Here is a 25,655-nt window from a genome sequence, read left to right as displayed (position 1 = left end):
GTCAACAAAGCGAGCGGGACATTCGCCGATACCCTGCTCGCCCTGGGCCTAGCCGATCTCATGCGGCTCGGCCTGGCGCGCCTGGGTCGTCTGGAGCAGTCGCCGGAGATCTACGACGCCGGCCAGAGCTTTCTGATCCAGCTCCCTCCCGTCGAAGAAAGCGACCTGGCGAGCAGCAACCGCCTCCCCCTGCTGCGCCCGCTGAGCACCGCCAAACAGCAGGAGCGGCAGGCCAAGAAGGGGCGCACACTCAGCGAGGTCGAGATCTTCGACTACGAGGCCGAGCAAGAGAAACAGCGTCAGCTGCAGGCCCAGCTCGCCAAACTGCCGCCCGAGAAGCGGTCGCCGAAAGCGCGTCTCAACCCTTCCCCGGAGCTGCAGCAGATCCTGAGCAACGGCCCCAGCCCTGAGCTGGAGCACTACAAGGCCATCAACGTCATGAAGGTCGCCGACACCTTCAATGAGCTGGTGCTGCGTTGGGAGAGCCTGAGCGCCGAGCAGCAATGGTTTGCTGTGCGTCTGCTCTTCCGCCTTTTCTCCGAGCCGCTCAACGACGTCGAGCAGGCGCAACGCACCTGGGAGAAGTGGGCCAAGGAGCAGGGCCTCAGCGGCAAGGCCCAGGCCACCGCCGTGCAGCTGCTCAATCCAACCAGTGGCAAAGGGGCCAATGCCCCCAAAAGCAACCGTCTGGCGGTTGGCGGCCTGGAAAGCTTCTGGCTGCTGGAGCTGGTCAAGTTCCGCGGCTTCATGCTGGGCGCCGCTCCCTATATGCTCAGTGGCAGCAAGGACCGCAAGACCTTCGTGGTGCTGCCCGAAAAGGTCGAGCTGGAGACGCTCAGGACCATCATGCAGAAGTTTCGTGAGATCTGCTGGTCCAGCACGGCCATCAAACAGGATATTCTGGCCGCCCTGCGCCTGGCTCAGGCTCTGGTGAACCACCGGCGCAATGAGCTGGCGAGCAGCCAGAACCTTGACCCGGACGAGCTTCCTCCCCTGGTCAGTATCACCCACGGGCTTGACGTGGCTTTCTACAAGGACATGGGCAGCGCCCACGCGGTGATGAACGTCTCGACCATCAATCTGCCCTCGTGGCTGCCGCCGCGACCGCGCTCCGTCGCCGAGGCCACGCAGATCGATGAGCTGCTGGACGAGCACATCGCTATCATTAACCGCATCGAGGGATCACAGGGGAAAGAAGGCAGCGAAGAGCTAGAGCTGCTGCGCATCTATCGCGACTGCCTCTCCAGTCATGATCTGCGCCTCTTCTGGCGCTTCGCCGCCAGCTATGGCCCTTACCTCTTCCGTCAGCGGGAGCGCGAGAAAAACGAGAAGCGCTGGCTGAAGCAGTTCACCAGCCAGAGATTTGACAAACTTGTATTATCGGAGGATGCAGCTATGGAAACGAAAAAAGGTATCCAGGACCTGAAACTGACACCCATTCTTCAGAACAAAGGTTTCCAGCGCATTGCCTCGGCCATTCGTGAGGCGACGGTCAACGCCCAGCGGCGTCGCTTCCAGGACCATAACTATCCCTACGAAGTGCGCTACGGACTGGGGCAGGAGCTGCTGCGCACGATCCACCGTCGCGACGAATTCATGAAGGCCCTCAGCGAGTTTCTGTTGCAGTACAACGCCGAGACAGCGCGCGAAGAGGAGAAAGTGGCGCAGAAGCTGGGACGCGCCTTGCGTTCAGAGGACTACAGTCAGCATCATCTGCGCTACCCCGTCATGACCAGCGACATCGACGAGTTTACGCCCCTCCTCGACCAGTATCCCTGCGAGCTGGTGGCCTCGATGCTGCTCTCCTATGGCTACGCCCGCTGGGGCAAGGCCGCGGAAAGCAGCCAGAGCGAGGAGGATACAGAGGCAGCAGATGACCAAAGTCCACAGGCATGATTCATCGTTCACCTTCCACAAGGATAACCACAACGACAATGATCACCATAAAGAAAGGAAGGCAATCGAACTATGGCGAACACGCCAGTCTCTCTCTCAATCGCTGCGCGCATGACCCTGAACATGCACAGCCTCAATAACGAAGGCGGCGAGGGGAACCAGATTCAGACGCGCATGGTCGATATCGTCGGAGACGACGGTCTGTTGCACACCGTCAACGCCATCTCTGGCGACATGCTCAAGCACGTGCTCATGGAGCACTTCTATCGCCGCGCGCGTGAGGAGGGCCTGAGCCTCTGCGCTGGCTGTCAGCAGTTCGATGCCAACCGCATCAATGCCGACAGCGACTTTATGAAGGGAGCCGGCAATACTGGCGCGGCGCTCATCGATGGCCTGCTGGAGCGCTGCGCAATGGACGACGTTGGTGGGATTCTGGTGACTGAAGGCGGGCGTTCGGTCCCGCGCAAGTCGGTTTGTGAATTTGGCTGGGTTGTGGCCTTACCCGAGCGCGTACGGACCGATAGCTACTTCCACGTCAAGTACGCCCTGGAGCGCGGTCCGGGCGCGACGCGCAAGGAGGAGAGCGACGAACACAAAGGGGCCAACCTTGGACAAAGCATCTTCCATCGCCCGGCTTCCAGCGGTGTCTACGCTGTAGTCTGCCACGTCGAGTTAAGCCGGGTGGGCTACAACGATATCACGCAGAACTACGCCATCAGCGCCGAAGAGCGCCAGCGCCGCACTCGCGTACTGCTTGAAAGCCTGCTTTACAGCTTCCTGGAGCTAAACGGCGCCATGCGCTCGACCCAGCTCCCTCACCTGCTGGCCCTGGAAGGTTTCATCAGCACCAGCGACACCGCCACTCCGGCGCCGCTGGTCAGTCCGCTCCTGGGCGGCAGCGACGAGCCGCAGGCCTATCGCGAGCAGGCGGAAGCCATTGTCCGCGCCCTGAACGGCACTGGCCCCCAGCATGTGCGCCTGCAAACCTTCGACACGCTGGCCGAGTTCTCGCAGCAGATGCGCTCGCTGATCGACAGCATTACTCCCGAGGGGGCGTCGGCCTAGGTAGGTCGGTAGTTCGGTTGGCAGATCACATAGAAAGGAGGCAGACGACCAATGTGGATCGTCGCGCACTACTTGCCGGTCTCTTTCTTCTCACTGCGACCGGCCAGCGCTACATCCTCGGGTGGTCAGACGCTGCTGGTGCCGACCCCGTTCGCTATCAAGATGGCCTTGCTCAGCACTCTGATCCGTACTCGCGGTCTGGCAGAGGGGGAACGCCTCTTCCCCGCTCTGCGCGACCTGCCTATCGCCCTGGAACCACCAGAGCAGGCGGTCGTTATCAAGGGCTTCAGTAAGATCCGCCGCGAGCTGAAGGACAAGAGCAATCCCGAAAAGGCCGCTCGCGCGCGTCTAGAAAAAGAGTATCCTTTTCAGCCGACAATCGCTTATCGTGAGTACATTAGCTACTACGGAAGCCTGCGTCTGGCCTGCGAGGTTGCTGAAGGGAGTCCTCTGGTGACAGTGCTGCCGGAGCTGCTGGTCGGTCTCAACTACCTGGGTAAGCGCGGCGGCTTCATCCAGATCCTGCAGCCTCCTCAGCAGAGCGCGGAGCTGCCCGCTGGCAACTTTCTGCTGCTGACCGCCTCGCGGCAGGAGACGTTTCCTATGCAGGGGACGCTGCAGGTGCTCGACGACTGCGGCCCGAAGCTGACCTTCGCTCAGGCCAACATCTATACGAATGAGCGCATTGTGCTGAACCGAGATCGCGTGCTACGTCATGTGGTGCTCCCTTATCAGCGCTGGCGCTCCTCACACGCCTATAGCTGGTATCGCCTCCTGCCATCCTCATGAGAGGAGAGCATACGAGCGGCGATGCTGCTGCCGCGTAGCGCCGTCCTCTGTTCCTGCCAGGAAAGGGCGGAGGCTCCACCGACGGACGCGCACATACACTTACATGGAAGGAGGACATATGCTGACAACCTATCACTTGCTATGGACCATGCGCGTCGAGACGCCACTAGAGCTGGACGATTCTCCCGGGACGGCGCTGCGCGGCGCCCTCTTTACGGCAATCTGGCGCCGTTTCTGCACAAACAAGCAGGCGCGCACCTGCCTGGAATGTCCCCTGTTACAGGTCTGCCCTGTCAGTTCACTGCTGGCACCAACGGATGACCCGCAAGCACCAGTACTGCAGCGCCTTAATGGCCAGCCTTGGGGGCGCGATATTCCTCGCCCCTATGTGCTGGAGCCACTGTTAGAGGGCGGGCGGCGCTACGAGCCAGGCGAGCGACTTGTATTTGGGATGACGCTCATTGGCCGGCGCGTGGAGCTGCTGCCTTATGTCATGCTGAGCAGCCAGGAGCTGGAGCGCCAGGGTCTCGGGCGGCCTCTGCCAGAGAATGGTTCGCCCCCTCGGCGTGGCGAGCTGCGCATCGAACAGATCGAAGCCTACCACCCCTTCAGCGGAGCGCGGCAACTACTCTACCGGGCAGGAGCACGCCAGGTGACCACGCCAACGCTGGCCGTGCAGGCGGAGGACGTGCGCCAGCGCGCGCTGACGCTGTCGGTGCGACGAGTAACGCTAACGTTCTTGACGCCTCTGCGCCTGGTACGACACGGCACCCTCTGCAAGGAGCCGGATTTCGCGGCCCTGGTACAGCGACTGCTTGAACGCCTGGAGCAGTTGGGACTCGCTTACGGCAACGCCGAAGAGGCCCGCGCTCTGGCCCAGCAACGTGGGCGCCTGTTGGAACTGGCGTCAGCTGTGCGCTGCGAGGAGCATACCACCCGCTGGCAGGATATGCCCAGTTATTCGCGTCGTCTGCGACGCGCTACCCCCATTGGCGGCCTGCTGGGAGAGGCGACCTTTGCTGGTGAGCTGGCGGAGCTGCGGGAGCTGCTGGCATGGGGTGAGCTGATCCACGTGGGGAAGAACGCGGTGAAAGGCGATGGCTGGTATCGCGTCTGTCATTCGCTGGAAGCGGATGTACATCCCCCCTCTCTCTCTATTCATGAGCGAGAGTAAGCGCACCAATCAGGAGCAACCTGGCAGCAGGCTGGCCTCATCGGCCTCATCAGCTGCCAGGTTGGCTTACCTCTGATTTGCCTCGCCGACGATGCTCCCTTTTCACAGGGAGGAGGCTATTACACCCCACTCACTTCGCTGCCTATCGCGGAGATATTGCCGCGGCCATGCTGCCAAAGAACTGGTGAAGTAAGCCTGGGCCAGGTTGGTCAGCAGAGCAAAGCAGCCAGCCTGGCCCGTGCCAACTACTCCCCGCCTGCCGCGGGACTGCCGCCTATGAGGTGGCTTCGTCGGAGGTGCCGGGCTTGCGCCCCCGCACCGTCAGCAGGTTCCAGAGCGCACAAAAGTCCTCTTGTTGCATCTCTGCCACCGCTTGCTGATAGAGACGCTCCAGCTCTTCCCTTGTCCCCATCCCCATCTTGATCAGGAACGGCTGCACCAGCTCCAGAAAGATCAGGGCATCCTTGAAGACGGGATAATGTCCTTCGGTCCCCATCGACCACTCGATCACGCTCGCTCGCAGCCGCACCTCCTCAAAGCCCGCCTGACGCACCAGCCGCGGCAGCACCGGCGTGATGCCGACATGCCCCCCGTCGGGCGAAAAACTCTGTCCAGCCCGCTTGAGGGCCTGAGTACCAAGACGGAAGTAGTGTTCATGGGATGGACTGGTGGTCAAAGGGGACTCCATTTCGGTCAGGCGCACGACTCCCCCAGGCTTGAGCAGGCGGAAGCACTCCTTGAGCAAGCGGGGCCAGGCCTCCGGCAGCATGAAGCCACAGAGCAGACGCCCGTTGATCAGATCAAACGAGCCGTCTGGGAAGGCTAACGGCTCCATCACATTCATCACCTGAAAGTGGATGTTCTCCAGTCCACGCGACTGCGCCTGGGCCTGAGCACACTCGATCACCTGCTGGCTGATATCAATACCGATCACCTCGACGTGCGGATAGTGAAAGGCAACCTCCAGGTCCCAGCCGCCAGGACCACAGGCCAGATCGAGCACCCTCCCCCCTTCTGGCAACTGCTGCCCCTCGGGAAAGAGTCCTCCCATGCCATCAGTCAGCAACCGGTCCTGTTGCATCAAGCGTGCCAGCTCGCCCGCATTCTCCGGTTCAATGATATAGGTATGCTTCGCGGCTTCTTCCATGCCTCTTGCTCCTCGCTCGTCAGATTCACGCTTTTCCGGCTCATCTGGCCCAGAGCCAGACCAGACCGGGCCTTTGTCCACGACTTGCTCACCATCTGGCGCCTCTGCCCCCAGAGGAGACTTCCCCTACCGTACAGGGACGCCAGCCAGCCAGTCAGCCAGTCAGCCACCACCCCAAACATGGCCAAGCGCCAGGCCCTACCTCGCCCCCAGCGCATCCCCGGCCTGGATTGGGGAAAGTAGCGCATCGACACACGTCCAGGGTGATGACGCCTGTTTCTCACGCTGCTTCTTCAAGTGTAGCAGAGACCGGCCCGGCAGTGGAAGAGGAACGGCCACCAGAAGGCCGATCCCCACCGGTATCTCAAGAGAGATGGCCCCTGCCTCTCTGAGCAAGAGCCAACATAACAAGAAGAAGGCAAAAGCAGCTTGAAAGCTGCTTTTGCCTTCGGCTGGTGGAGGTGCAGGAATAAAAAAAAGAAAACTGCTCTTAGTCCGAAGCGACGCGAGATCGCGCAACGAGCGAGAAGAAAAACTAGCGATGCACCTCCTCTGGCAGCTCATACCACTGCAGCCGCCTCCCGACCAGGGCCCGCAGCTTCCAGGCGCTGGACTTCGGTGCCTGATCTAACAGGCGGAGCATCTCCTCACTGTGCCGCCTGACCAGGGCTGCTTCTTCTGCCTGCAGAAGCTGATTCGCCTCTTGAGCCACACGCCGCAGATTATCGGTGACAGTCGTATACCAGCCCCAGTCGTGAGCACAGACCTGCGTCACGATGCGCATATCAAGTTGCTCGCCAGGATTGGCCGCCACCTCCTGGGGAGGGAAGTCCAGCAGCAGCGCCAGCAGATCCTGAATATCTTTGGCATTCAGCTCCACAATCTGCAGCTTCGTCAGCAAGAGATCGGCTGGCGATAGCGTCAACGGATGCAGCTGGAGACGCGGCTCCAGCACGAGCTTATGGCACATCTCAAAGACGCTCAGAAAAACATCAACCTGGCGCTGGTGGACCTGATCATAGAAGAGCAGACGCCGCTCCCCATGCAAGGCATTAAAGCGCCGATCAGCCACATAGCCGTTGGCCTCCAGAGCGACCCGCAACGGACGAGCCTGCTTCTTGGGAGCCACAAAGTCCAGATCGGCATAGGAGCGTGCAAGGGTGCGATGTCTGGCACTGGGACAGCGCAGCCTCACCGCCAGGCCGCCCAGGAGGCGTAGCGTCAGACCCTCCCGTTGCAGCACCGTCACCAGGCGCCGCGCCTCCTCCACGCCGTCGGCCAGGATCGGCCCCGGCCCGTCTGCGCTCCCAGCCTCTGCCGATAGGGGCAAGTCAGCCTCAAAGTCTCCCTGCCTTGTCATGGCCACCGCCTTTCCTTTGCCGTCTTGACTGACGGATTCATTGGATTGCTCGGCTTTCATCCGGTGATCAACTGGTAGCTCAGGAGCTTTGGCCCCTTGAGCGTGACCAGCGCAGCACGCAGATGCCCGTCGCCATACTCGCTGCCCGGATTGATACAGGTCGTGCGCCCGATTCTGCTCACCGCTCGCGACTCATGCACATGACCATGCAGCGAGACCAGAGGCTGGAAGCGCTCGATCGCCGCACGCACCGCCTTGCTGCCCACCGGCCCCGTCGCGATATCCCCGCCAACCACGACCGGCTTGAGCTGCTCATCCAGCAGCGGTGCGATATCCAGACCGGAGCCATACGGCGGGACATGGACGTTGAAGATGGCCCGCTCGGGATGCTGGAGCTGAGAGGCCATTGATTCGATCAAGCGACCTAGCTCCTCATCAGGAATATCGCGCGGCGCCTTCCAGGGCGTCAAATTCGCAAAGCCCGCGCTGACCATCTCATGCTCATCATCGATCAGCACTACCTGGCCCTCGGGCATCTCCACATAGCTGGCCTGCTTTAAGACCTCCACGATCTCTGGCTCGTCATCGTTTCCCGCGTCGATAAAGCAGCGCACGCCGCTTCCGCGAAGACGCTCCGCCGCCAGCTCACACCAGCGCTGCACGCTCTCAACCATCAGGCGGGTAAAGAGGCGATCGACAAGGGTCCGGTCGCTTTCCAGGGCGGCCAGCTCCTCTGCCGTCGTCCGAAATGGATAGGCTCCAGCATGACGTACCTGACGCTCGAAGGCAGCCAGAGCCTCCTCCGACTCCAACGTCACCCGCTCCCCTAGAAACGTGGCCCGATAGCGACTATTGTGACCATCGCGCACGATGGGAATAAGCGCTTTCCCAGTAATATCGCCCCCGAGGATCAGGACATTGGCACCGTAAAACTTGGCGCTGTTAATGAACTTCATAAAACAGCGCTCGGAGCCATGAATATCGGTAGCAAAGAAGATCGTGGTTCGACGAGTGCCAAACATCAGCGAGACAACTCCCATTCCAGAGCGGCGGCCCGGCCCGCTCTCCCCAGCGCCCTGCCCCAGGACCAGCCAGCTCGGCTACGCCCAGCGGCTACACGCCCCCAAGGCCATCGGCGGGCGAGGCGCGCCAGACCGGATGACATACCTACCACCAGCGCCTGGCCAGCCCGGTGGTCGGTCAGGACATGAACGCCCCACCGTTCACATCGACCGCCAGACCGGTCATGTAGGCTGCACGCTCACTCAGCAGAAAGGTCACTACCCGCGCCACATCCTCCGGCTCTTCCAGGCGCCCCAAGGGGATCGCCCGCAGATAGTCGGCGATCACCTCATCGGGCGTGATACCCCGCAGTTGAGCCTCCCACACCACTTCACGCTCCTGCATCGAGGTCCGCACATAGCCCGGACAAACAGCATTGACGCGAATGCCAGCCTCAGCAGTCTCCAGAGCCAGGGCCTGGGTAAAGCCGACCACGGCGAACTTGGAGGCGGAATAATGGGCCAGGAAAGGCGCTGCCTTTTTGCCGGCCATCGAGGCAATATTGACAATGCTACCTCCCTCTCCACGATGCAACATGGCGCGTACCTCGGCCTGACAGCAGAGAAAGACCCCCTTGGCGTTGACGTCCATGTTAAAGTCCCAGTCGTCCTCAGTCAGATCAACCACGCGGGCCATAGAAGAAACGCCAGCGTTGTTGACTGCCAGCTCCAGGCCGCCTAGACGAGCCTGGACATCTTCAATGCAGGCAGCCACTGCAGCGCCCTGTCGTACATCAAGAGCTGCCGCATAAAGGCGGGCCTCTGGCCGGAGCGTCCTCGCTTCAGCCGCGGTGCGCTGAGCGGCCTCCCCATCCAGATCGGTAATATAGAGATCGGCCCCTTCACGCACCATCTCCAGGGCAATGGCGCGCCCAATCCCGGTACCTGCACCAGTGATGAAACCGCGCAAACCAGCTAAGAGCATCTCCCTTGGTCCTCCTTATGGCTTTCTCGGCTCAGTCTGAGTTGAGTTGAGACCACCAGACTGGACGGATAGATCTGCCTGGGCCTGAATCAGGCGCGCCACATCCGCAAGCTGAGCCAGCTCGGGAAAAAGCGGCTGCAGACGACGGTAGAGATCGCGGTAGAGTAAGAAGCCACGCTGATAGAGCCTCACCTGCTCGGCGCGCGGCCAGTAGGTCGGCCCTTGAGCGATGAAGCGCGTGATCTCCTCCCAGCGCTCAAAGAGGCCGGCGCCCATCCCGGCTACGTAGGCCACGCCCAGCGCCGAGGCCGCCTCGCCGGCCACGACGCTCACCGGCTCGCCGACGACATCCGCTGCGATCTGCATCCAGAGCGCGCTCCGGCTGCCCCCATCGGCGGCACAGATGCGCCGGATGGGCCTCCCTCCCTCGCGTAGCAGCGTCAGATGATGGGCGAACCCATAACAGACCGCCTCCAGGACGGCCCGATAGAGATGGGCGCGCCGATGATGGAGCATGACACCGGCGAAGACACCACGCGCTGTCGGGTCGAAAATGGGAGTCTTCTCCCCCAGAAAATAGGGCAGCGCTAACACGCCATCGGAACCGGCGGGCACGGCAGCCGCCTCCTCATCCAACTGCGCCAGCGAGCAGCCGGGCGCCAACTGACTCACAAACCATTTCACCAGCGAGCCACTGGCCGCCATACAGCCATTGATGAGCGTCAGGCCCGGAATATCGTGATAATCAAAGTAGAAATGGGGATCAGGCTCCGGCTGATCCGAACAATAGAGAATGTCGCCCGCTCCGCCAAACTTCAACAAGATATCGCCTTGCTGAGTCAGACCTGCCGCCAGCGCCGCTGCCACATGGTCCGCACTGCCGGCCACCACTGGCGTTCCGGCCTGCAGGCCAGTGGCCCTGGCAACCGCCGCACTGACTCCTCCCACTATCTCAGTAGGGGCATGCACCGGTGGCAGCAGGGAGCGCGCGATGCCAGCATGCTCCAGATAGGGCTGATGCCACTGCCGCCGCCGCACATCATAGAGCGCGCTCTCTACGGCCCAGTTCTCTTCGAGCGACAGCTGACCAGTGAGGCGAAAGACAATGAAGTCATAGGAGCCGCAAAGGCAGACGGTGCGCGCTACCACCTGCGGCTCGTGCTTGAGCAGCCAGCGCCAGCGTGGATCAATATTTTGCTGATTGACTGCGCTCCCAGTAAGCTGGAAGAACGCTTCTTCATCGACGGCGGCGCGCAGCTCTTCGACTTCCAGAGCTGAGCGCGCATCGTTTTGCAGAATCGCCGGGCGCAGCGGGCGCCCACCCTGATCTAGCAGCACCATCGCTGGCACCATGCCAGAGACGCCGATCGCCGCAATCTCGTCGGCAGGGATCTGCCTCAACAGCTCGCGCAGCGCCTCCTGACAGGTCTGCCACCATTGCTCGGCATCCTCCTCGGCCCAGCCGGGCTGAGGCGAGCGCAGCTCATGCGGGCGTTCAACCTGCGCCACCAGGCCATGCTCACGTTCGAGAGCGACAGCCTTTAAGGCGGTGGTACCCACGTCCAGCCCCAGCGCGTAGCGCTTCTGAGCGGCCATCATCAGGCCTCCTCACGCGCAGCACGTACCTCATCCATAAAGCGCCGCACCCGCTCGGGATCAACCGGATTCCAGGTGTAGCCGTCGCGCTTGAGACCAGTGCCGACGATCACGCCGTCGGCGACCGCCAGCGTGGCACGGACGGTCTCGATGCGCACCCCGGTGTTAGCCAGTACAGGGGTGGAGGGAACGGCGGCCTTGGCCTCACGAATGTGGCTGAGATCAGCCTCGGCGCCGGCCATCGGACCGGAAATCAGAATGGCGTCGGCCAGCGAGGAGACGACGACGCTCCGCGCCAGCGCTCCTATGGGGCGCTGGCTGAGCGGACGTGCAAATTCAGGCTCAATGTTGAAGAAGAGCTTGATGTGCTCAGCCCCAATCTGCCGGCGATAGTCCAGGGCAGCGGCAGCGTCAGGCTGCCAGAGGCCCATGTCACTGTCATAGACACCGGTGAAAACCTCGCGCACAAAACTGGCCCGTACCGCCTGGGCTACCGCCAGCGCCGCCAGCGGGTCCCAGAGCAGGTCAACCCCATAAGGTAAGCTCAGATAGGGGCGTAGCTCGCCAATCGCGGCAGCCATTGCCGCTACCTGAGCGCGATCGATCTTGAGGGCATAGGGGCGATCACCTTCATTGCAGAAAAGCAGTCCGTCTACTCCCCCCTCCTGGAGAACTTCCAGATCACGCCGGAGGGCGTCAACGATGGCCGCCATTCCTGCGCGACTGTCATAGAGCGGTCGCCCGGGTAAGGGCGGCAAATGCATCATGGCGATTACCGGACGCGGGCGTCCGAAGAGCTGTTCGAGCACGGAACCTGGCCCTGTTGCTCTCTCTGACATCTCCTTCTTTCCTCCCTGAGAGCGACTAACCACATACGCCTAGAGGCGACAGACAAGGGGTTGCACTGTTCTGGCGATCGGATCGGATCGGATCGGATCGGCCTGCCCCGCTGGTCCTGGCCCAGGCGAAGAGAGGATGACAAGACTCAGGTGCATCCTCCCACCCCTGGGCCAGGACCAGGAGCGGCGTGGGGCAAGCCAGTCACGTCTGGCCGGGAGAGGCCTCTGTCCCACGCGCTCCCAGCCTGCTTTCTCGTCCTACTCAGGCGGGATCTCACGGAAGGCCGCGCTGAGCTGAATGCCCTGGCGCTGGCGGATCAAACGCACGATCAGATAGTAGATCAGGCCCAGCACTGGCACGGCGAAGGCCTCCGCCATTGAGAGCGGCGAGACCTTGCCAAAGGCGGTTGTCGCAAAGGTGACATAGAGGACAAAGGCCCAGCTCAAGAGCATCACGATGCCAACGAGTGTCAGCACAGGGATACCAAGCAGGCGGGCCCGCACCATCGCCGGCGCCTCCTCAAAGAGAGCGGGACGAATGAAGGGCATCAGGATAGCCGCCAGGGACACCGCGATAAAGGCCAGCGCCATGACCGCGATCACATTGATCAGCAGGGCGCTCAGACCCTGATAAATGTTGAGGTAATTGAGCAGCTCGATCCAGAGCGCAATCACCACCGTGGCAATGACCGGTGTGTGCAGGCGCTCACTGACCTCTGCCACGCCCGCCGGCGCCAGCCGATCAAAGGACCAGGCGAAGAGGTTGCGCGTCGCGATCATAAAGCCGGTCGGCGTCCACCAGAGCACCGAGAGCACAAAGCAGGCGGTCACAAACACCTGCAGGAAAGTGGGCAGCGAGAGGAATTTGACCAGCGACGGCAGGTAAGGAGCAAATGACAACGGCGAGGGGGAGACGTTGAAGCCGAGATAGACCAGCGAGCCGAATTCCGAGCCATAGGTGTGATAGATCAGGGCGCTCCCCAACACGTAGAGCAGGGCACTGATGAGCAAGGCTCCCAGAATGGAGAAGGTCGCAGTCCGCCGCACATTCTTGATCTCACCTGCAAAGTAGCCAGTCCACTGGAAGCCCGTAAAGACCTGGAAGGCGTAGATCATGGCGAAGATCGTGCCAGCCCAATCAAGACCTGAGCCTGCCGAGAAACCCGCCTTCGTTGCCGCGCTGACCACCCTGGCAAGGGTGGTGCCGCTGCGCGCATCAAAATTGCTTACAAACGCGCTGTGATCGGTAATCGCCAGGCCAATCAGCCAGACTAGCATGCCGAGCCAGACCACGACAAACATCACCAGCATATAGCGCGCCACCCGCCTGGCTCCTAACACCATCAGGCCAGCGAAGACCACGGTGAGGACAGTCGCGATCAGAAATTGCGTGAGCTGGTCGGGCGCCCAGGTGAAGCCGGCCACAAAGCCCAGACTGGGACCCAGCAGCGTGAGCATGGTTGTGAAATTAAAGGAGATCCAGGTCGTAAAGACAAAGGTCAGCGTCAGATTGGTCAAGAAGCCAATTCCCGGCCCCAGCACCCGGCTGACCCAGACATAGTCACCGCCGGAGCGCGGCATCGCTACCGTGAAATAGAGGTAGACCATGCCGAAGCAGAAGACCAGCGGCAGGGAGAGCAAGAAGGAGACCAGGACATTCGCGCCAGGCCAGAAGGTGGGCGCAAATGAGAAGACCTGAGTGATTCCCACCGGAATGAGGACAGCGGAAAACACCAGGTTGAAGGCGTCGAACGGCGACAGCTCGCGCACCAGACCCGTTGCATTGCGCACAAAATGCGTCGTGGTGCCGGCTGCTCCCTTGCTGACGGTAGACATCAGATCCTCCCTCCAGATGCAGGGGAATGCAAACAGCGGACAACAGTGATAGCTGTCCCTCCCGGCAAAAGCAGCTCACCGTGGGAGAGAGTCATGCGACTATGATGTCCAGAGATCAGGACATACGACTGGCCTGACAGGCTGAAAAAGAGGGAAACAAGGGTGTTGTGCTGCTTTCACCTCCAGAGGCGAAATCGATCTTACCAGCAAGCGGCGATGGGCGAAAGTCGCTAGCGCTGCGGCGGCGGCGGCGCCACCGACTCGCGCACCACGAGCGTGACCGGTAGAACCACGTGGGGGATCACCGGCGCAACCTCCGCCTGGTCATCATGGGCTTGCTGCCGCTGAGCGGCGCGGTCGCGATGGTTCTCGCCAGACTCGATGCGCTGGAGCAGCAGCTCCACGGCGGCGGTGGCCACGCGCGTCGATGGCTGCTGGACCGTAGTGAGCGATGGCGTGATCATGGCGGTGAACTCAACGCCATCAAAGCCAGTGAGCGAGCAGTCGCGCGGCACCTGCAGCTGTAGCTCACGCAACGCGCGCAGCGCCCCGAGAGCGATCATATCGTTGGCCGCTACCACCGCGGTCGGACGCTCGTCCCCCACGGCAGCAAAGACACCCTCACGCGCACAGACATGGATCGTCTCGTAGCCGTGACTGGCGCGATACTCGCCAAAGCGCAGGAGCAGGTTTGTGGGAGCACTCCCGCCTTCGGCCAGACCAGCGCGGAGACCGTTCAGACGATCCGTGACTGTGGGCAGGCCCTCCGGTCCTCCGATAAAGAGCAGCGAGCGGTGTCCCAACTGCGCCAGCAGCCGCCCAAGCTGGCGCCCCCCATCAAAGTTGTCGACAAACACGCCCGGCAGATTATCGATACGCTCGTCCACTACCACTACGGGCACCCCGGCAGCCACCGCCTCCAGCAGCGCCCGATTGGGCACACGTGTCCCGGGGAAATAGAGCAGGCCGTCAACCTGACGACTGAGCAGCATCGAAAGATAGTCGGCCTCGCGCTTCGGATCAAGATTCGTGTTGCAGAGAATGACGCTATAGCCCCGGTCGTGCGCAGCGATCTCCATCGCCTCGGCCATGCTGCCAAAGAAGGGGTTGGCCAGGTCCGGCACCAGCAGCCCCAGCGAACGGCTGCTTTTACTGACCAGGCCCTGAGCCAGCCGATTCGGGCGATAGCCCAGACGCTCGATGGCTTCGAGCACCCGCAGGCGCGTAGGCTCGCTGATCGGCCTCCGCCCCGAGAGCACATGCGAGACTGTGCTTACCGAAACCCCCGCCGCTCGCGCGACATCCTTGATGGTGGTCATCCGTACTTTGCTCGCGCCCTTTCGCCTGGTAATCAAAACGTTTTGATTTCGATAGGGGAAGTATAAGGAAAAACGTTTTGATTGTCAAGGGTCAGTCCCCTGGTTGCTGCCCTGTCGCCCGCTGATGGGCGCGAGCGCTGGAAAGAGTGGGAACAGCGGGCGAGAGCAGCAGCAAGCCAGAGGGGTCATTGAGCGCCTGGCCGTGCTCGCTCAGGGTCTGGGAGCCGTCTCAAAGCTCTGCTCGATTAGCAGGCGCAACTCTTCGGCTCCTACAGCGCGCGGACTGTTGACGAGCAGACGCTGCTGCTTGAGCGCACCCTCGACAAGGGCTGGCACATCCTCACTTGTATAGCCGAGCGCCCCCAGGTCACTGGGCACCCCCGTATCGCGCATGAGCGTCCGCAAGGTCTGTGGCAGGATCTCCCGTCGCTGCGCCTCATTCAAGCCGCTGACCTGGGCACCGAGCAACTGGGCCGCCCGCAGATGACGCTCCGGGTCAGCGGGATAGGTCCAGCGGAAGGTTGCCGGAGCGGTGACGATCACTGAGAGGCCATGCGGGATGAGCGGCTCTTCGCGCGGATAGTCGGGCGGCGAGAAGCGCTTGACCATGCCGGCGATGGGATAGGCGAGGGCATGCGGAATATGAACGCCGGCATTGCCAAAGCCGATGCCAGCATAGGTGGCTGCCAGCGCCAGATAGGTGCGCGCCTCCACGTCCATGCCGTTGAGGACGGCCCTGCGCAGGTAGCGCCCGAGATATTCCAGCGCCTTCTCGCACCAGAGATCGCTGATGGGATTGCTCCCGACATAAACCGGACGCTCCTCCGGCTTGTGGCGCGGGCGGGCGTGATAGGGCCGGCTGGTGTAGGATTCCAGCGCATGGGTGAGGACGTCGAAGCCGGGATAGGCCGTCGCCATAGGCGGCAGGGTGACCGTGTTGAGGGGGTCGATAATGGCGAACGTGGGGCGTAGAAAGGGGTGGGAGATGCCGGTTTTGACTTTGAGCGCGAGGATATCTAGAATAGCGACCGCCGTTGTTTCGCTTCCCGTGCCGGCGGTCGTCGGGATGGCGATGAGCGGCTTGAGTGGTCCGGGGACAGGCAGCCCCTTGCCGATGGGCTTATTGACGTAGTCCATGAGCGGCGCCGGGTAGGTGGCATAGAGGCGCGCCCACTTGGCGGTATCGATGCTGCTGCCTCCGCCAATGGCGATCATCCCATCGTAGTTGCGGCCCTCGATGAAGCGGGCGATCTCTTCAAACGAGCGATCCGTCGGTTCGACGTGGACGTCATCGTAGATGTCTGCCTGGAGGCCAGCCTCGGTGAGCAGACGGCGCACGCGTTCGGGCAGGCCGAGCTGCATGAGGCCGCGATCGGTGACGATCAAGGCGCGCTGGATACCCAGCCGTTTGGCGTCATAGGCCACTTCGGCAGTTGCTCCTACGCCAAACTTGATGGGGGTCATCTCCATGACAAAGACGGTTTCGTTCGGAATGTCGAGGCACCCCATGATGGTTCATCTCCCTCGCAGTAGCTGCTTCATGACCTTCCCGCCAGGATTGCGCGGCAGCTCGTCCCGCACTTCAATCAGCGCCGGCACCTTGAACGAGGCCAGGTGCTGCGCCGCGAAGGTCCGCAGCTCTTCGGTATCCAGCACCTGACCTGGACGTGGCACCACGACCGCTTTGACGATTTCTCCGTAGAACGGGTCCGCCTGCCCAACGACAGCCACCTCTAGCACGGCGGGATGGCCATAAAGAACGTTTTCGACTTCGGCGCAGTAGATTTTCTCCCCTGCTCTGTTAATCATATCCTTTTTGCGGTCCACAATGTGCACGAAACCGTCCTCGTCAAGGCGGGCCATGTCGCCCGTCAGAAACCAGCCGCCGTCGAGAAAGGCCGCCTGCGTTGCCTCTGGATTGCGCCAGTACTCTTTGAAGACCATCGGGCCGCGAATGGCCAGCTCGCCGACCGTCCCGGGCGGCAATGGCTCATGATTGTCGCCAACAACCAGCAGCTCGCTGACTGGCAGCGGCAACCCCGCCGAGCCTGGTCGCTCTAGCTTGTAGCGGTCCGGCAGGCAGGTCGCAGGCGAGGTGGTCTCGGTCAGGCCGTAGAAGTTGAAAAACCGCACCTGCGGGGCCTTCTGCGTCCAGCTGCGCACGACATCTGGTGGCAAAGGGGCCCCGCCCGAGGCCGCCAGGCGCAACGATGAGCTGTCGCGCTGCCGAAAATCGCTGTGATTCATGAGCATGATGTACATAGTGGGCACGCCGAAGAAATGGGTCACGCGCTCGCGCTCGATCAGCTCTAGCGCCGGGCCGGGTCGGAAGGGCAGGCGCTGCAGGACAAGCGTACCGCCCTGGTAGAGAAACTGGGCGAACTGGGCCGCCAGCCCCGTAATATGGAAGATGGGAACGCCGAGCAGGGTGATGTCGTCAGCGCTCAGTCCTTTGACCAGCTCGTAGTTGAGGAGGGTGTGGATGAGGTTAAAGTGGGTGCAGATGACCCCCTTGGGTAAGCCAGTGGTCCCGGAGGTATAGCAGAGATAGACCGGACTGTCTTCGCCGATCTCGACCGGCCTGGGGTGACCGCCGCGCAGCAGGTCGCGCCAGGGACGAGTTCCCGCCGGGCCTTGAGGGTGCTCGTCACCAATCACAAAGACGCCCTGGAGTTCCTTTAAGGCTGCCCGCTCTGGGGCCAGCTGCTCCCAGTGCTCTGTGGTGGTAATCAGCACCCGGCTGCCAGAGTGCGCTAGCAAAGCACACAGCTCCGGCCCACGCAGGCGCGTATTGAGCGGTACCAGCACACCCCCCAGCAGCGAGCAGCCGACAGCGGCAATAACGAACTCCGGTAAGTTGCCTGTAAGAACCGCCAGGCGCTCGCCAACATCGAAAGCGTAATCCTCTTGCAGGACTGCCGCCAGCGAACAGGCCTCCTCCCAGAGGTGACGATAGCTCCAGCGCTGGCCTTCGAAGACCAGCGCGGTTTTCTCGGGAAAGGTCTCTACCGAGCGGCGCAGCACCTCGTTGAAATGCCGTGGGCGACGGGCATAGGTCAGGACCGCTCTGCCGTAATGGGTCTCGCGCGTGCGCTCTGGAAGAGGCCCAGACGCAACTGATGGCTCCGGCCTCATATTTCCTCCTCCTTTCCTGAGTGATTCCGTCATTTCCTCTCTCTGGACTTGGGCCTCGTCGCGGGCGGCACCTCACCGTTTCTCATCGCGCTCATCTTCGAGAATGGCGACAGCGCGCACCGGCGAGCCGGTGCCCTGGCGAATGCGCAGGGGGAAGCCGACAAAGATGAAGCGCCGTCCCACCAGTTGCTCAAGGTTGGCCAGGTTCTCGTAATGGGTGATTCCGTGGGCACGGCACATCATATGACAGGGATAGGTTCGGCTGATGGGATTATCCGGGCTGGGCGCATCCACACCGAAGGTTTTGACCCCATGCTCGACCAGCCAGTTGCTTCCTGCCTCATCGAGGCCGGGGTACTGGCTCAGATAGGCAGCGGTACCGTGGTAACGGTTGTAGGTGCCGGTGTAGAGCAGCAGAATATCGCCGCGCCGCAGCTCGCTCCCGGAGCCTTCCAGGGCCAGGTCAAGATCACGCGCCCCGATGTAGGTCTGCGGCTCCTTAAAGGAGACATCGAGGCAGAGCGCTGGACCATAGAAGAGATCGAGCGCCATCTGGTCGATCGAGGGAGCCTCGGGACGCGGATCAAGATGGCTGAGGGCATCAACGTGGGTGGGACCGTGATCGCTCATGAGCAGCCCGCGCGACTGGTAGGAGAAGCCTCCTTCGAAGTTCTTGCGCGTCTCTTCATGCGAATGGTGCTCCCAGATCACGGTCTTCAGGTGGCCCGGATAGACGTACATGCCCTGGTAAATTTCCTGGGATAGATCAATCAGGCGTGTCATTGCTTGCGATCCCTCCGCGTGTAGAATAGCTGGCGCTGGCCAGATGGCGCTTTTGCTCTTAATACATGACAATACCCGCTGAGACATTGAGGTCCTCACCCGTGATGGAGGCCGCCTGCTCCGAGGCCAGAAAAACTGCCGCGGCAGCGACCTCTTCCGCTGTGACCAGCCGCCCGAGGGGGGCATCGCGCAGGAAGGTTGCGCGCGCTTCCTCCAGACTGATGCCCTTGACTTCGGCTTGCTTGCGGATGACCTGTTCGATGCGTTCGCCCTCGACGGGGCCGGGCGAGATCACATTGACGCGAATGCCGTAGGGACCAACCTCCCAGGCCAGTGTACGCGCCAGCCCCACCAGCGCCAGCTTGCTGGCCGCATAGGGCGTGCGTCCGAACAGGGGCCGTTTGCCGGTCATTGAGCCGATGCAGATAATACAGCCGGAAGCCTGAGCGATCATCAACGGGAGCAAGGCACGGCAACAGAGAAAGGTTCCGCGCACATTGACAGCAAAGGTCTCTTCCCAGGCGTCAGGAGTGATCTCCCAGAGGGGGGCAGTTGGTCCGGCGGTGCCGCTGTTGTTGACCAGGATATCTACCCGCCCAAAATGCTCCTGCACAGCTTGAGCAAGCGCGGCGACAGCCGTCGCCTGGCTGACGTCGGTTGGAATGACCACGGCCTCGCCACCGAGGTCGCTGACCATGCGGCGCGTTTCTTCAAGGGCGGTGACTGAGCGAGCGGCCAGGGCCAGCCGCGCGCCAGCCCGTGCGTAGGCCAGGGCGATCGTGCGACCGATGCCGCGTCCGCCACCGGTAATGACGGCAACTTTCTCTTGCAAGAGCATATGCAGCGCCTCCTCCTCAGTGGGACGGTATGCCAAGCCAGACGAAAGAGGAGGCAGCCGCTCGGGCCGGAGCGGACTGCCTGCGGTGGTGTAGTTGTCGCCTCAGTGTGTCTGTCCCGAGCGGCGGCTCTGGGCCTCCTTGACCCAGCGGACAATCTTCTCGGGAGTGATCGGCATCTCAGCGATGCTGATCCCGAAGGGTCTGAGGGCATCCTCAATGGCGCTCGTGACGGCTGGCGGCGCCACCATGCGCCCGCCTTCCCCACCGCCTTTGACGCCATAGGCAGTGAAGGGCGAGGGCGTCTCTTGATGGTAGACCTCGATAGAGGGCACATCGCTGGCCGAGGGCAAGAGGTAGTCGACAAAGGTCGACGTGAGATTCTGCCCATCCGCTCCGTAGCGTACCTCTTCTAGGAGCGCCAGCCCGATGCCCTGGGCGATGCCGCCGCGAATCTGGCCCTGCAGCGAACGCGGATTGAGCACAGTGCCAACGTCGTGGACGGCCACATACTTCTTGAAGAGCACCGCCCCCGTCTCGATATCCACCTCGACGGCCACCAGATGGGCGGCGTGTCCCATGATCGGATAGAAGACCCCCAGGTCCTTGCGGTCTTCATGCGGCTTCGTGGTATAGGGATGATCGTAGGTAAAGGTGCCTTCAAGGCCGCTCTCCAGCTCGGGCGGCAGGTCGAGTTTGAACCAGTAGGCGCGCATGCCGATATCAGCCAGGCTGACAGAGGAGGAGGGAACGCCCTTGACGCGCACCTGACCGCCGACCAGTTCCAGATCGGAGACGCTGGCTTCGAGCATATGGGCGGCAATCTTGAAGATTTTTTCTTTGAGACGGGCAGCAGCACCATGTACCGCGCCGGCCAGCATGACCGTCATGCGACTGCCACCCGGGCCGGCGCTCGGCAGGGCGTGCGCGGTGCTATCGTAGGTAACGTTGACGTCGCGGGGATCAATGCCCAGCTCCTCGGCCACGACCTGCGCCACCACGGTCTCGGGGCTGTTGCCCCAGAACGGCGAGAACATGGTGACCGTCACTCCTCCGGTGGGGCCAACGCTGATGCGTACGCTTTCCGGGGTTGAGTTGAGGCCCGTAGCTGGTGCGGGGTTGTGAAACCAGAACTCCGTCGAGCTGTAGGTGCTGCGCTGCTGGGCCGTCGCCAGCCCAATGCCCAGATAGCGCCCCTCCTGACGCGCCCGCGCCTGCTCCTGGCGCCAGGCGTCAAGGTCGAAGTGCGCCAGGGCCAGGTCGAGGACGCCAGGATAGTTACCGCTGTCGTAGACGTTGCCGGTAGGGATCTTGTAGGGGAACTGGTCGGGCTGAATGAAGTTGCGCCGGCGAATCTCGACGCGATCGATCCCCAGCTGCTCGGCGGCGGCATCGACTAAGCGCTCAAGAACCCAATTGCCAACGTCGGAACCGGCCCCCCGAAAGACGGTCTGCTGATTTTTGTTGGTCAAGACGGCCTTGATGCCCGTTGCTACGCTGCGAATGGTGTAGGGGCCGGTAATCTGCGCCATCATGTTGGTGTTGCCGGTAATGGCAAAGATGAAGTAGGCGCCGTAGTCGTCGATGGTCTGCAGGCGCAGACTGAGGAACTTGCCGTCGTTGGTCACCGCCAGCTCAGCATCGTAGATGCGTTCCGGTCCCTGAGAATCGTTGGCCATCAGGTTGTCCAGGCGATCTTCCATGAACTTGACCGGGTGACCTGTCACTTTGGAGAGGGCGCCAGCGATGCCGATGACCTTGGCCAGGAAATGCTTGCTGCCAAAGCTGCCCCCGGTATACATCGGGTAGAAGTTGAGCTTGTGGGGTGGGATCTTGAGCATGCTGGACATGACCCAGGAGGCCGAGTTGAGCATGTTGGTATTCGACCAGATCTCCATCGTGCCCCTGGCCGGGTCATAAGCGCAGACAGCGCCATTTGGCTCTAGTGGGGCTGCCGTGGCCCGCGGCCAGCGCAGACGGCGCCGAATGACATGATCGGCCTGGGCAAAGTCTCCGTCAACATCGCCGAAGGTAAAAACATGGTCATAGACGACGTTGGTCCCAAGGTTCTCATGGACGAGGGGCGCGCCTGGCTGCATGGCGCTGAGGACGTCGGTCACCGCTGGCAGCGGTTCCCAGTCAATTTCCACCAGGTCAAGGGCGTCCTCGGCGATGGCGCGGCTCTCGGCAGCGACAGCGACCACTGCCTCGCCGGCATAGCGCACTTTTTCGACAGCGATGGCGTGTTCGACCACGGGTTCAGCGCAGAAAGCCGGCACAGGACCGATGACCTCGGCGGCCTCCTTGCCCGTGAGCACGGCCTGCACCCCCGGCAGGGCGCGCGCCGCACTGGTGTCGATGGCCCGAATGCGGGCATGGGCATAGGGGCTGCGCAGAACGGCGGCGTGCAGCATGCCCGCGACCTTGAAGTCATTGATATAGGTTACCGTTCCCATGAGCAAGGCGGGATCTTCCCGCCGCTTGAGGTCCTTGCCAATCCAGGCGCGTTCGCTGACAGTAGTGGTCATGGGTGCACGCTCCTTTCGTGAGGTCAAGCCGTCGTCTCCGACGGAGTGGCTGCCTCCGCCTCCTCACGCAGGCGCTGGGCTGCCAGGCGGATAGCCTCGACGATGTGCTGATAGCCCGTGCAGCGGCAGAGATTGCCGGAAAGGGCGGAACGGATTTCCTCTTCGCCAGGATCGGGATTCTGCTGAAGCAGCTCGTAGGCTGTCATGAGCATGCCCGGCGTGCAAAAGCCACACTGAAGCGCCTGTTTTTCCCAGAAAGCTTCTTGTAAGGGATGCATACGCCCGTGGCGGGCCAGGCCCTCGACGGTCATCACCTCATGGCCATTGGCCTGCACAGCCAGCAACAGACAGGCCCGTACGCTCTGGCCATCGAGCAGGACGGTACAGGCGCCACAGCTGCCGTGCTCGCAGCCAGCGTTTGTACCCGTCAGTTCCAGGTCCTCTCGTAGCATGTCCAGCAATGTGCGGCGCGGCTCGACGAAGAGGCGATGGGGGACGCCGTTGACAGAGAGACGCACCGGGATAAAGTCGTCTTCCATTAGGAGTGGCTCCTTTCTGCGCGCTGGGCGGCCAGCGCCAAGGCGCGCCGGGTCAGCACGCCAGCCAGGTGACGGCGGTAATCGGCAGAGCCGTGAATATCCGAAGGAGGCTCTTTGAGTTCACTGACAACGGCTTCCGCGGCGGCCTGCCAGGCCGCTTCATCGGGATGGCGGCCTTGGAGGACGGTTTCGGCGGCGGCAGCTCGGAGCGGGGCGGGGCCAACGCTGCAGAGAGCAAGACGGGCCTGGGCGATGGTGCCATCTTCGGCCAGGGAGATGACAGCGGCGACACCGGCCAGCGCGTAATCGCCTTCGCGCCGCGCGAATTCGAGGAAGGCGCTACCGCTGCGGGGCGGCAGGCCAGGAAGGTGTATTTCGGTCAGAACTTCCCCATGCTGCAGAGCCGTCTGAAATGGCCCTTTGAAGAAGGCCGCCGCTGCGATGGTGCGACTGCCGGTGCTGCTCTGCAGGGTGAAGGCAGCGTCCAGGGCCAGCATCACGGCGGGTAGCTCCGCCGCCGGGTCGGCATGGGCGAGGCTGCCACCCAGTGTGCTCCGGTGGCGAATGGCGGGGTGCCCGACGTAGTGGGCGGCTTCGACCAGGAGAGGCTGCCGGGCTGCTACCAGTGGATCGCGCTCCAGGGTGGCATCGCGTGTCAGTGCGCCCAAGACCAGGCCGCCATCCCGGGGATGAATGAAGGCCAGAGCCTGGATCTCGTTGAGGTCAATGAGCGCTGAGGGCCGCGCCAGACGGAGGTTGAGCAAGGGGAGCAGGCTCTGGCCACCAGCCAGAAGACGCGCCTCATCACCCTGCTCGTCGAGCAATTGCGTGGCTTCAGTGATGGTATGTGGGGCAAAATAGCGGAAACGCGCTGGCTTCATGAGCAGTTCCCTTTCTTCCTTTCTCGGCGTCCTTCAGGTCAGGGGCTGTCAGCTGGCGGACAGGCGGCAGCCCTGTGATCTCGTTTGGAGCAATGACGACTATCGTTTCTACCTGCCCTGGTCATCGCTCCCATTGCTCGCTCAGGGGCGCGATGACCAGGCGAAGAGTTCGATGACATGGCCATCAGGATCACAGATGTAGAGCTGCATGACGCCGTCACCGCGTGGTCGCGGCCCTCCGACGATGGGTACGCCCAGAGCCTGCAGGTGCTGTCTGGCCACCTCCAGATCCGTGACCTCAAAGGCCAGATGGGTGACACGCCCGAGGGCCAGCTCCTCGGGCAGATAGCCAGGGTGCGTCTCCAGGGCACGCCCTGCGACTTCTTCGCCAATCAGATGGATTTGAAAATCATCTCTGGTCAGCCAGGCGCCGGGAAAGTCAAAGTTGGGCGGACGAGGAATCTCCTGCATACCCAGTACCTGGCTATAGAACTGGCACGAACGGTCTACCTCTTTCACCAGCAGGGCCACATGGTCAGCTCGACGGATGTCCATCACAGTGCACACTCCTGCTAAAGAACAGCCATAACGTCAGTCCGTGCTGCTGGAGCTTCCTTTCCTAGCGTAGCATCCCGGCAGGGCGGAATACATCAGACAAAGGATGGTTGGAGGGAGAGACTTTCGAGGGATGGCTTCCTCCCCCAAAAAGGGGAAGGAGGCCGTACTTAAGTGGAAAGAGGGAGTGTGACGCGGACCAGTGTGCCCTGGGCCGGCGCGCTGATGATCTCCAGGATGCCCCCAATCTGACTGGCGCGCTCGCGCATGGAGTGCAGCCCGAGATGGCCGGGAAAGGCGGCAGTGGTATCGAAGCCAAGGCCATCATCGCCTACTTCCAGCACTATCGTCCCTGCCTCCCTGTAAAGAGCCAGCTGACAGCGATGAGCGCGCGCATGCTTGACCACGTTGTAGAGGGCCTCTTGAGCAATGCGATAGAGCGCCTCTTTGGTTTCCAGAGGGAGCACTGGCTCAGCGTCGAGTCGCGTCTCTACATCTAGCTGGTGCAGGGCCTTGATGGCAGCGGCGCGCCGGGCGAGAGCCTCGACGATGCCGTTGCTCTCCAGAGCTTCTGGATGGAGAGCGAAGATCAGCGAGCGCATCTCAGCATGGGTAGCTCTGGCCAGGGAAAGCACGTAATCAAGGGATTCGTGCGCGTGCGTCTGATCGGTCTCCAGGGCAGCCCGGGCCGCCTGCGCTCCCAGAATGATGCCGTAGAGACCCTGGGCGACAGAATCGTGCAGTTCACGGGCCAGGCGTTGGCGCTCTTCCAGGGCGGCCTTTTCCTGGGCGGCCAGGAGCAGCCGCGCGTTCTCGACGGCAACAGCTGCCTGATCGGCAATGGCCGAGAAGAAGGCAATCTCGCTGTCGTCGGGCGGCGGCCCCGGCGGACAATACACGGTAAAGACGCCCCGGCATTCGCTGCCATAGATCAAGGGGATGCAGACGATGGTCTCCCAGCAGGATGCGCGCAGGAAAGAGTGAACAGGCTCGTAATGGGGGTCGGCTAATAATGCCTGACGCAGGCCGGTCGCCACGATGGTCCGCCGCTCCGCGTAAGCCTGCATGGTAGGGAGGCAGATGCCCTGCTGTACCAGTCGCACAAGGCCGGGGGCATAGCCTGGCGGAAGACCATAGCTGCCGACTACACGGAAGAGAGGGGGATCACCGTTAATCAGCGGCACGAGGCAGGCCATGACCCCTGTCGCCTGGACCACGCTACGGGCCAGGGCGTTGAGCGTGGCTTCCAGCGAGCCGGCGCCAACCATTGTGCTGGCAAACTGAGCCAGCACTTCAGCTTTGCGTTCAAGCTGGCGCTGGAAGGTGAGGTCACGCATGACGATGATGGTGAACCACTCTCCCTGACTCTCGATGACGCTCTGCTGGCATTC

At 62.2% G+C, this 25,655-nt stretch carries 21 protein-coding genes; 4 read left to right on the top strand and 17 right to left on the bottom strand.

The annotated features are described in order from the left end of the window. The 4 genes from IRZ31_RS09155 to cas6 all read left to right on the top strand — a co-directional run. The coding region (locus tag IRZ31_RS09155; protein WP_297152668.1) for a hypothetical protein at positions 1–1,896 on the top strand (1,896 nt) is incomplete at its 5' end. Positions 1,897–1,968: 72 nt separating this feature from the next. Beyond that, positions 1,969–2,961 (top strand): DevR family CRISPR-associated autoregulator, encoded by a 993-nt coding sequence (locus IRZ31_RS09150; protein WP_297152666.1) that lies wholly within the window; start codon positions 1,969–1,971, stop codon positions 2,959–2,961. Between the two features lie 51 nt (positions 2,962–3,012). Further along, positions 3,013–3,750, top strand: a complete 738-nt coding sequence (locus IRZ31_RS09145; RefSeq protein ID WP_112426197.1) for a hypothetical protein — start codon at positions 3,013–3,015, stop codon at positions 3,748–3,750. 118 nt (positions 3,751–3,868) lie between these two features. Next, complete coding sequence (gene cas6 / locus IRZ31_RS09140) at positions 3,869–4,924, top strand: CRISPR system precrRNA processing endoribonuclease RAMP protein Cas6 (protein ID WP_297152663.1); 1,056 nt, start codon at positions 3,869–3,871, stop codon at positions 4,922–4,924. Between the two features lie 274 nt (positions 4,925–5,198). Here the strand turns inward: cas6 and IRZ31_RS09135 are convergent, their stop codons facing one another. The 17 genes from IRZ31_RS09135 to IRZ31_RS09055 all read right to left on the bottom strand — a co-directional run. After that, positions 5,199–6,071 carry a class I SAM-dependent methyltransferase gene (locus tag IRZ31_RS09135; RefSeq protein WP_297152661.1) on the bottom strand — a complete coding sequence of 291 codons (873 nt, stop codon included), beginning with the start codon at positions 6,069–6,071 and terminating at the stop codon, positions 5,199–5,201. Positions 6,072–6,606: 535 nt separating this feature from the next. Further along, entirely contained in the window at positions 6,607–7,431 is an 825-nt protein-coding gene (locus IRZ31_RS09130) for a hypothetical protein (protein ID WP_297152659.1), read from the bottom strand. 56 nt (positions 7,432–7,487) lie between these two features. Next, on the bottom strand, positions 7,488–8,453 hold the full coding sequence (locus IRZ31_RS09125; protein ID WP_297152657.1) for a hypothetical protein: 966 nt from the start codon (positions 8,451–8,453) through the stop codon (positions 7,488–7,490). 178 nt (positions 8,454–8,631) lie between these two features. Continuing rightward, a complete protein-coding gene (locus tag IRZ31_RS09120; protein ID WP_297152655.1) occupies positions 8,632–9,417 on the bottom strand; it encodes an SDR family NAD(P)-dependent oxidoreductase in 786 nt (261 codons plus the stop codon). Between the two features lie 15 nt (positions 9,418–9,432). Continuing rightward, on the bottom strand, positions 9,433–11,016 hold the full coding sequence (locus IRZ31_RS09115) for an FGGY-family carbohydrate kinase (protein ID WP_297152653.1): 1,584 nt from the start codon (positions 11,014–11,016) through the stop codon (positions 9,433–9,435). After that, positions 11,016–11,852 (bottom strand): BtpA/SgcQ family protein, encoded by an 837-nt coding sequence (locus IRZ31_RS09110; RefSeq protein ID WP_297152652.1) that lies wholly within the window; start codon positions 11,850–11,852, stop codon positions 11,016–11,018. The genes IRZ31_RS09115 and IRZ31_RS09110 overlap by 1 nt, the downstream gene beginning before the upstream one ends. 258 nt (positions 11,853–12,110) lie before the next feature. Then, the gene (locus IRZ31_RS09105) at positions 12,111–13,688 is read right to left on the bottom strand and encodes an APC family permease (RefSeq protein ID WP_297152650.1); all 1,578 of its coding nucleotides are present in this window, start codon (positions 13,686–13,688) and stop codon (positions 12,111–12,113) included. A gap of 230 nt (positions 13,689–13,918) precedes the next feature. Beyond that, positions 13,919–15,007, bottom strand: a complete 1,089-nt coding sequence (locus IRZ31_RS09100; protein WP_297152648.1) for a LacI family DNA-binding transcriptional regulator — start codon at positions 15,005–15,007, stop codon at positions 13,919–13,921. 210 nt (positions 15,008–15,217) lie between these two features. Then, positions 15,218–16,516: a hydroxyacid-oxoacid transhydrogenase gene (locus IRZ31_RS09095; protein WP_297152646.1), complete on the bottom strand. Its 1,299-nt coding sequence runs from the start codon at positions 16,514–16,516 to the stop codon at positions 15,218–15,220. A gap of 6 nt (positions 16,517–16,522) precedes the next feature. Beyond that, complete coding sequence (locus IRZ31_RS09090) at positions 16,523–18,142, bottom strand: class I adenylate-forming enzyme family protein (protein ID WP_297152644.1); 1,620 nt, start codon at positions 18,140–18,142, stop codon at positions 16,523–16,525. 72 nt (positions 18,143–18,214) lie between these two features. Beyond that, positions 18,215–18,925: a cyclase family protein gene (locus IRZ31_RS09085; protein WP_297152642.1), complete on the bottom strand. Its 711-nt coding sequence runs from the start codon at positions 18,923–18,925 to the stop codon at positions 18,215–18,217. Between the two features lie 58 nt (positions 18,926–18,983). Further along, complete coding sequence (gene fabG, locus IRZ31_RS09080; protein ID WP_112426171.1) at positions 18,984–19,763, bottom strand: 3-oxoacyl-ACP reductase FabG; 780 nt, start codon at positions 19,761–19,763, stop codon at positions 18,984–18,986. 102 nt (positions 19,764–19,865) lie between these two features. Then, on the bottom strand, positions 19,866–22,289 hold the full coding sequence (locus IRZ31_RS09075; RefSeq protein ID WP_297152638.1) for a xanthine dehydrogenase family protein molybdopterin-binding subunit: 2,424 nt from the start codon (positions 22,287–22,289) through the stop codon (positions 19,866–19,868). 23 nt (positions 22,290–22,312) lie between these two features. Beyond that, positions 22,313–22,828 carry a (2Fe-2S)-binding protein gene (locus tag IRZ31_RS09070; RefSeq protein ID WP_297152636.1) on the bottom strand — a complete coding sequence of 172 codons (516 nt, stop codon included), beginning with the start codon at positions 22,826–22,828 and terminating at the stop codon, positions 22,313–22,315. Continuing rightward, the gene (locus IRZ31_RS09065) at positions 22,828–23,709 is read right to left on the bottom strand and encodes a xanthine dehydrogenase family protein subunit M (RefSeq protein WP_297152634.1); all 882 of its coding nucleotides are present in this window, start codon (positions 23,707–23,709) and stop codon (positions 22,828–22,830) included. The genes IRZ31_RS09070 and IRZ31_RS09065 overlap by 1 nt, the downstream gene beginning before the upstream one ends. Positions 23,710–23,850: 141 nt before the next feature. Continuing rightward, on the bottom strand, positions 23,851–24,264 hold the full coding sequence (locus tag IRZ31_RS09060; protein WP_297152632.1) for a VOC family protein: 414 nt from the start codon (positions 24,262–24,264) through the stop codon (positions 23,851–23,853). A 170-nt stretch (positions 24,265–24,434) separates the two neighbouring features. After that, a partial coding sequence (locus IRZ31_RS09055; protein WP_297152630.1) for a GAF domain-containing sensor histidine kinase occupies positions 24,435–25,655 on the bottom strand: 1,221 nt, incomplete at its 5' end.

Origin of the sequence: Thermogemmatispora sp., assembly GCF_019683635.1 — a bacterium.
GTDB lineage: Bacteria > Chloroflexota > Ktedonobacteria > Ktedonobacterales > Ktedonobacteraceae > Thermogemmatispora.
This window is presented reverse-complemented; position numbering and strand designations above follow the sequence as displayed.